Here is a 7,150-nt window from a genome sequence, read left to right on the forward strand (position 1 = left end):
CTACTTCTCGCCGCCGCCTACCGCTCCAGGGTGCTGATCATCCTGCTGACCAGACTGCATCCCGTGCTGTCCGAGCATACCGCGCCGCCGCAGCCGCCCAAGCCGGCGCTGCGCGCGCCGTTCTTTCCGCGCGGCCCTCCGGCGTTCCTTCGCCTCCGATTTCTTCGTGGACTCGGAATGATTCGCTCCGTAAATACCATCCACCACATCGCGGTACCGCTCGAGCACAACTTCGCGGCGCACCTTAAGCGACGGCGTGAGCAAACCATTCGCCTCGCTAAAATCACCGGGCACAATCACGAATTTACGAATGGATTCCGCACGCGATACCTGCGCATTGGTGCGGTCAATCGCGCGCTGGAGCGAAGCGTTAACCGGCTCAGAATTCATTGCCTCCGCCGGAGTCATCTTCGGCAAACCGTGCGAAGAAAGCCAGGAGGGAAGCATCTGCGCATCAAGAGTAATGAGCGCGGAAATAAAGGGCTCGCCATCACCTAAAACCACCACATTGGAAATGAGGGGGTGAGAGCTCAGCTTATCCTCCAGCACCGCCGGCGCCACATTCTTACCCCCGGCCGTTACGATCAGGTGCTTCTTGCGGCCGGTAATGGTGAGGTTGCCGCGCTTATCGAGCGTCCCGAGGTCCCCGGTATGGAACCAACCATCCGCAAAGGCAGCCGCGGTAGCTTCGGGATTGTTATGGTAACCGCGGAAGACAGAGTGGCCCTTGACCAAGACTTCGCCGTCGTCGGCAAGTTTGATGCGCATGCCCGGAAGCGGCCATCCAACGGTACCCAACACGGGATTCGCCGCGCGCGTGGCATTTGCCGGACCGGTGGTTTCCGTGAGGCCGTAACCTTCCACCACCGTTAAGCCGATGCCGCGATAGAAGCGCCCCAGGCGGGTACCCAGCGGCGCCCCGGCGGAAATCGCGAAACGAATTCGCCCGCCCATTGCCTCGCGCAATTTATTGAAAACCAGTTTGCGTGCCAGTGCACGCTTCACCGCGAAAATCGGACTGCGCCGGCGCCGGGTGCCGTTCTGCACCGCGATGTCTGCCGCCCAGCGGAAAATCCGGCGCCGCAGGCCCGCCCCGGCTTTCGCCTCGGCCGCGTTATAGACCTTTTCCAGCACCCTCGGAACCACCAGCAGCAGGGTGGGTTTGAAAGTTTCTAGGTCGCTCATGAGATTCTTGAGATTACCTACGAAACCTACCGAAATACGGGTGGCCAAGCCGAAGTAGGCGCAAATCCGCCCCATGACGTGCGCCATGGGGAGGAACAGCAGCAGCGACGCCTGCGGATTATTGAGGATTTCCGGTTCGTAATGCCATGTTCCCAGCACGGTGCGCGCGAAATTCCCGTGGGTAAGCTCCACTCCCTTGGGATCTCCGGTGGTGCCCGAGGTGTAAATAATGGTCGCGAGGGAATCAGCGGTGACCGCCGCGATGCGGGCGTCGAGATCTTCTTCGGGAACTTCAAGAGCCGCGGCATTGAGAGCGGCGCGCCAATCCTCCGTCATGACGGTCGCGGGCGGAATCGCGGGCGGCGTCACCGAATCAACCAACTCCGCATGGGCGCGGGTATCGGTGAAAATATGGGTGATCTCCGCATCCGCGACCATCCACGCGATCTGCTTGGCGGAACTTGTTTCATAAATCGGCACCGGCACAACCCCGATGTGCAAGGCGGCCGCATCTAGCAGCGCCCACTCGTAAGACGTAGCCGCGAGAATGCCGATGCGTTCGCCGTGCCCCAGGCCCAGGCCGATGAGCCCGCGCGCCGTAAGACGGACTTGCTCGAGGAATTCCGTAATCGTCAACGGTTTCCAATTCCCACCGATGGAGTTCTGGATATGCACCGCGATATCGCGCGGATACTTGCGTTGCCGCTGCGCGAGCAGCCACGGAACCGTGTGATACGACTCGTTCTTGAAAGGAGCTTTTTGCGATAGGGAACCATCGCGATGCTTCTTCATCTATCCTCCTGCATGGGCCCGTCCGCGGTGCGGGTACGGTCCTCGGTTGTATAGTTCGCCTGCCGGACTTTAGTTCGCCGCAAGGACCGGGTTGCGCAGCACCCCGAAACCTTCGATTTCACATTCCACGACGTCGCCCGCTTTCAGCGGCGGCTCACCGTTAAAGGCACCGGGCAGAATAATATCGCCGGGAAGTAGGGTGCAGCGCCGCGAGGCCGCTGCCACCGACTGCGCCACGGAGAGCGGATAGTCAGAGGTCCGCGCCCGGGTGTAGGTTTCCCCGTTCACCCGCGAGGTCATGGCCAGATCGCTCACGTCAATATCGGTGAGAATAAAGGGGCCCACCGGGAGCGCGGTATCAAACATCTTCTGTGCACCGTTCACATCCCCGCGGGCGGTTACATCATTAATAATGGTGTAACCAAATATGGCTTCCAGCGCGCGTTCTTCGGGAACGTCCTTGGCGACCCGCCCGATAATAATCCCGAGTTCCACTTCGTGGGCGAGGCCTTCGCTAGCCCAGTCCGGAATAATAATTGGATCATCAGGCCCGCACACCGCCGTATTGGGCTTCATAAAGAAGAAGAGGTCATCAGCTGTGGCACCCGGTGCGGTTGCATTGCCGAAACCAATTGCCTTCGAGCGTGGAATCATGGGGGAGAGGAGCACGGCATCGGCAGCGGCCACCCGCTCTCCGGTAGGTTGGATCTCCCCGAAAATCGGATCGTCGGCGAGGATAACGAAGTCATCAGCGCCTTCGTCGTAGACCGCGTAGCGCGGGCCCTGGCTCAAACTCAAGCGTGCTATTTTCATATCAATAACCTTAGTATTTCACCTAGACTTTAGCGACCGGCGCCCCGAAGGCACGTTGCTGTGCTGCCTTGCTACCTGCGCGTTACGCCCCCGCCTCCAGCAGGCCTTCGATTCGGTCCAGGGCCTCCAGTGCGATTGCGCGCGGGGTCGCCAGCACCATGCGCGCCCATTGCTCAAAACCGGCGCCCGAGGCCCGCCCGGGAGTGAGTGCCACGTTGGCCCGCTCCAAAATAGTGGCGACGGCGCCCTTCGGCTCACGCGCCTCTTCGCGGGCACGTTCCTCCTCCGCGCGCACAAATTCCGCCTCGGAAAAATCGAGAAAAGCGATATAGGTGCCTTCCACGTGGGCCATGCGCACCCCGGGCCAGGTCCGCACCCGGTTTTCCACGATCCGCAACGTTTCAGCGATATAGGAGCACACCGCGCGATTCCAATCCCGCCCCTCCTCGAAAGCGATTTTGGTGGCCCGGGCTCCCACCGTGGAAGTCGGGGAGCTCCAGGCGTTGTCAAGGGGTGCGTAGCGGGCGGTGTCGTCGTCGTTATAAAAAATGAGCTGCGCGGCCTTGAGACCGGGGATATTCCAGCCCTTCGTTGCGCTGGTCGCGCTGATCGTATGCGCGCGGGTAGCCGCGCTGCGCGGGCCGTAGGGAACGTAGGTGCCGTCAATCAGCACCGGGGCGTGAATGGAATCCTCAAAAACGCGGGCCCCGCGCCGCTCCACCACGGCCGCGACCTTATCGAGCTCCGGGCCACTCAAACATCGGCCCGCCGGATTCCACGGGTTGCATAAAACAAGGAGAGAACCGGGGGTGAGTGCCTCTTCCAGCGCTTCGAGGTCTAGCTCCCACCGCCCCTCGCGGAAAATCGAGGGGACCTGGCGTACCTCCCGGTCATACTCGCCCGGAAGTGTGAGGAACGGCATATAGGCTGGGGTGGGGACAATAACCGGGGCTCCCGGGGCTGTGAACTGCGTGATCGTGATCCGTAAGGCACTGAGAACCTCGGGAATGAGGAACATGCGCTCCGGGTCGGGAGCTGGGCCGAATTGGCCGAGCCAGGTGGAAACTGCGTTCATAATCCCCGGAATTTCGCGGGGAGGAAGGTAGCCGAGGGTGCCGCGCTGCGCTGCGCTCACCAGGTAATCGCGAATTTCCGGCGCGATTCCCAAGTCCATTTCGGCCACCCACATGGCGATAGCATCCCCAAACGCGGACCATTTGTGCGATCCCTGCGCGAGGAGATCAGAGATGGTGCGAGTGTCGAAATCATATGTCATATCCGTAGCGTATCCTTAACCCATCATGGCTATCACAACTGCTACCGGACGCGAGATCCGAGTTCGTTTCTGTCCCTCACCCACCGGCACCCCGCATGTCGGTATGGTACGCACCTGCCTCTTTAACTGGGCCTACGCCCGGCACGTGGGTGGAACTTTTATTTTCCGCATTGAAGATACCGATGCAGCCCGTGATTCTGAAGAGTCGTATCACCAGATTCTTGATTCCCTGCGCTGGCTCGGGCTGGACTGGGATGAAGGGGTTGAGGTGGGCGGCCCACACGGTCCCTACCGGCAATCCCAGCGCGGTGATATCTACCGCAAGGTCGCGGCCCAGCTATTGGAGCGCGGCTACGCCTACGAATCTTTCTCCACCCCGGAGGAAATCGAGGCGCGCCACCGGGAGCGCGGGGAGGATCCCAAGCTCGGGTACGACGGTTATGATCGTGACCTCACAGAAGAACAGAAGGCCGCCTACCGGGCTGAAGGGCGCGAACCGGTGTTGCGCATGCGCATGCCCGATGAGGATATTACGTTCACGGATGTGATCCGCGGGGATATCACGTTCCGGGCCGGCTCCACCCCGGATTACGTGATTGTGCGTGCCAACGGGGATCCGCTTTACACTCTCACGAACCCCATTGACGATGCCCTCACGGAAGTGACGGACGTGCTGCGCGGGGAGGATCTGCTGTCCTCCACACCGCGCCAGATCGTGCTCTACCGTGCCCTGGAAGAGCTGGGCATCGCGAAATGGACGCCGCGCTTTGGTCACATGCCCTACGTGATGGGGGAGGGCAACAAGAAGCTTTCCAAGCGTGATCCGGAATCGAATCTGCTGCTTCACCGCGAACGCGGCATGATTCCGGAGGGCCTGCTCAACTATCTGGCCCTGCTCGGGTGGTCTTTCTCCGCCGAACGTGATGTGTTCAGCAAGGAAGAACTTGTGGAGCACTTCGATATCCACAATGTCAATCCGAACCCGGCACGTTTTGATGACAAGAAGTGCGTGGCCATTAATGCGGACCATATCCGCCTCCTTGACGTGGCCGATTACACCCGGCGCCTCGTTCCTTACCTCAGTGATGTGCTCAGCGCCTCCACCTATGAGGATCTCACGGATCGCGAACGGGAAATTCTTGACGCGGCGGCGCCGTTGGCGCAGACCCGTATGCAGCTGCTGGGGGAGGCTCGGGATCTGCTCGGTTTCCTTTTCGTTAGTGCTGCGAAACTGGAATACAACGAGAAAGCGCTGTCCAAGCTGCGCGATTCGGCGCCCGAAGCGCTGCGCGGGGCTCGTGAAGCGCTGAGCGCTCTGAATGATTTCACTCCGGATGCTATTAAGCCCGCCCTTGACGCGGCGCTGGTGGAGGGGCTCGGTATCAAACCGCGTTTCGCCTTCGGCCCGCTTTTCGTGGCGATGACGGGCACGAATGTGTCCATTCCTGTTATTGACTCCATCGCTATCCTCGGGCGTGAGGAAGCGGTGGCGCGCATCGACCAACTCCTGGAGAAGATTTCCGGATAGTTAAGATACGGACGGGGAGGGCCGCGATGGTGGTATGTACGACGCCGCCGCCGCGGCCCGCCGCGTCTTTTCCCGCGCCGGGAACCTACTTGCGTGCCTGGGGCAGGGCCTGGGACCGGGTAGTTGTAGGTGCAGGTGACTGTGCGGGGGCGGGTGAACCTTGGGGCACGCGCGCGAGCGAAGGCGCGCGTGCGGGCAAGGGAGCGGCCTGCAGGGTATTCTTCGAGCCTCTCGACATGGATGACGGCAGCGTGGAGTGCGTTCCGCGGGTGGGGCTCTTCGGTGCGAAAAATTCCCAACCGTCCTGGCCGCTAGCTGAAGTGGGGCGTTTCCAGTGCGCGAACCTTGCGCTGGTGGAGTTCTCCATCCATTTTGCTTTTAATGCGGATATTGACCGGGTTCTTGCCGGGGATTGGGCTGTGGGTGCGCGCGAGGCCGCGCGAATCAATCATGTACTTGAGCAGCGTATTCCGCCCGAATGGGAGGCGAGCTTCGAACCCCAGCAGCTACGTTTCCACGAGGTAGCTCTACCTAGTCGCCGCCGCACTCACCGTTCCCGCCGCAGCCGCGCTCCACTTGGCTGGGAGATCAGTTCGCAGATCATCGAAATCCTCGGCCCGGCCGATAGTCCGGCGCTCCCGGAGGACTATCTTGCCTTCAGCTACCTCAGTTTCGACGTGGGCGAGTTCTTTGCTGGTCACTCCCTCGGGGAGCTCTCCAGTACCTGGTCGTTTTTCGGCGACGACGCCGGCGACTACCCCCATTCCCGCCTGGTCCGCACCGCGCTTCCGGATGCGGTCGAGCCGGATCCTTCGCGGATCTATCGGATTCTCACCGTGGCCGACTGGGTCAAGCTGGTGGAACGCTACCCGCTCCGGATTCCTCTCGACCGGACATGGAGCCCGGATGCCCTTGGCGGCCTGGATACCTACACGGTCAATTGGACGCGGGCGCGCTGCGATTACAACGCCGTGGACATCACCATCGCCGGGGCTGTGCGCACCGTATTTTCGCCGCTGCCCGCCTGCGATGGCTATACGATGCTGACCGGTTGTACGCCCGGTTCCCGCATCTGGTTGCGGGTGCCGGATGCCTTGCGGGAGGAAGCCGAGCGGCAGGGCCGCGTGCGTGAATGGTAGCGGTGGGTTTCGGTATGGCTTGCGCGGGAGCGGTACGAGCGCAGTTCGAGCAGGTGCGCCGCTTGAACTAGCGCGGGCCGAGAACGTGGTGCGTCACACGCCGAGCGGATTTGCCAGCTCGAGGAGATTCCACTAAGCTTTTTATCTGTCGTCCTCGGGAACGTCATGATTCTGAGGTCCACACCCTTGGGGTATGGTGTAATTGGCAACACAGGTGATTCTGGTTCATCCATTCTAGGTTCGAGTCCTGGTACCCCAGCGATGATGCTTCGGCATCCTCATAGGCCCCGTTCGTCTAGCGGCCTAGGACGTCGCCCTCTCACGGCGGTAACACCGGTTCAAATCCGGTACGGGGTACAGCACAAGGCGGGAAAACTTCGGTTTTCCCGCCTTGACTCGTCTCAGCTCAGCCGCAGT

At 61.2% G+C, this 7,150-nt stretch carries 5 protein-coding genes and 2 tRNA genes; 4 read left to right on the forward strand and 3 right to left on the reverse strand.

Features of this window, described 5'->3' with window-relative positions:
• From AC5RK6_RS02895 to AC5RK6_RS02905, 3 genes are all read right to left on the reverse strand, one after another.
• The gene (locus AC5RK6_RS02895) at positions 1-1,977 is read right to left on the reverse strand and encodes an AMP-dependent synthetase/ligase (protein ID WP_435730721.1); all 1,977 of its coding nucleotides are present in this window, start codon (positions 1,975-1,977) and stop codon (positions 1-3) included.
• A 69-nt stretch (positions 1,978-2,046) separates the two neighbouring features.
• Positions 2,047-2,790, reverse strand: coding sequence for a fumarylacetoacetate hydrolase family protein (locus tag AC5RK6_RS02900; protein ID WP_435730722.1), 744 nt, complete (start codon positions 2,788-2,790; stop codon positions 2,047-2,049).
• Positions 2,791-2,872: 82 nt separating this feature from the next.
• Positions 2,873-4,066, reverse strand: a complete 1,194-nt coding sequence (locus AC5RK6_RS02905) for a MalY/PatB family protein (protein ID WP_435730723.1) — start codon at positions 4,064-4,066, stop codon at positions 2,873-2,875.
• Positions 4,067-4,091: 25 nt separating this feature from the next.
• Here AC5RK6_RS02905 and gltX point away from each other — a divergent pair, with 25 nt between their 5' ends.
• The 4 genes from gltX (at position 4,092) to AC5RK6_RS02925 (ending at position 7,090) form a co-directional block, all read left to right on the forward strand.
• Positions 4,092-5,594, forward strand: a complete 1,503-nt coding sequence (gene gltX, locus AC5RK6_RS02910) for a glutamate--tRNA ligase (protein ID WP_435730724.1) — start codon at positions 4,092-4,094, stop codon at positions 5,592-5,594.
• A gap of 236 nt (positions 5,595-5,830) precedes the next feature.
• Positions 5,831-6,733 carry a hypothetical protein gene (locus tag AC5RK6_RS02915; RefSeq protein ID WP_435730725.1) on the forward strand — a complete coding sequence of 301 codons (903 nt, stop codon included), beginning with the start codon at positions 5,831-5,833 and terminating at the stop codon, positions 6,731-6,733.
• A 187-nt stretch (positions 6,734-6,920) separates the two neighbouring features.
• A tRNA-Gln gene (locus tag AC5RK6_RS02920) sits at positions 6,921-6,992 on the forward strand.
• A 25-nt stretch (positions 6,993-7,017) separates the two neighbouring features.
• Positions 7,018-7,090: transfer RNA gene (locus AC5RK6_RS02925), tRNA-Glu, on the forward strand.
• Positions 7,091-7,150 lie beyond the last annotated feature (60 nt).

Source organism: Actinotignum sp. usb-actsch-213 (assembly GCF_059085665.1).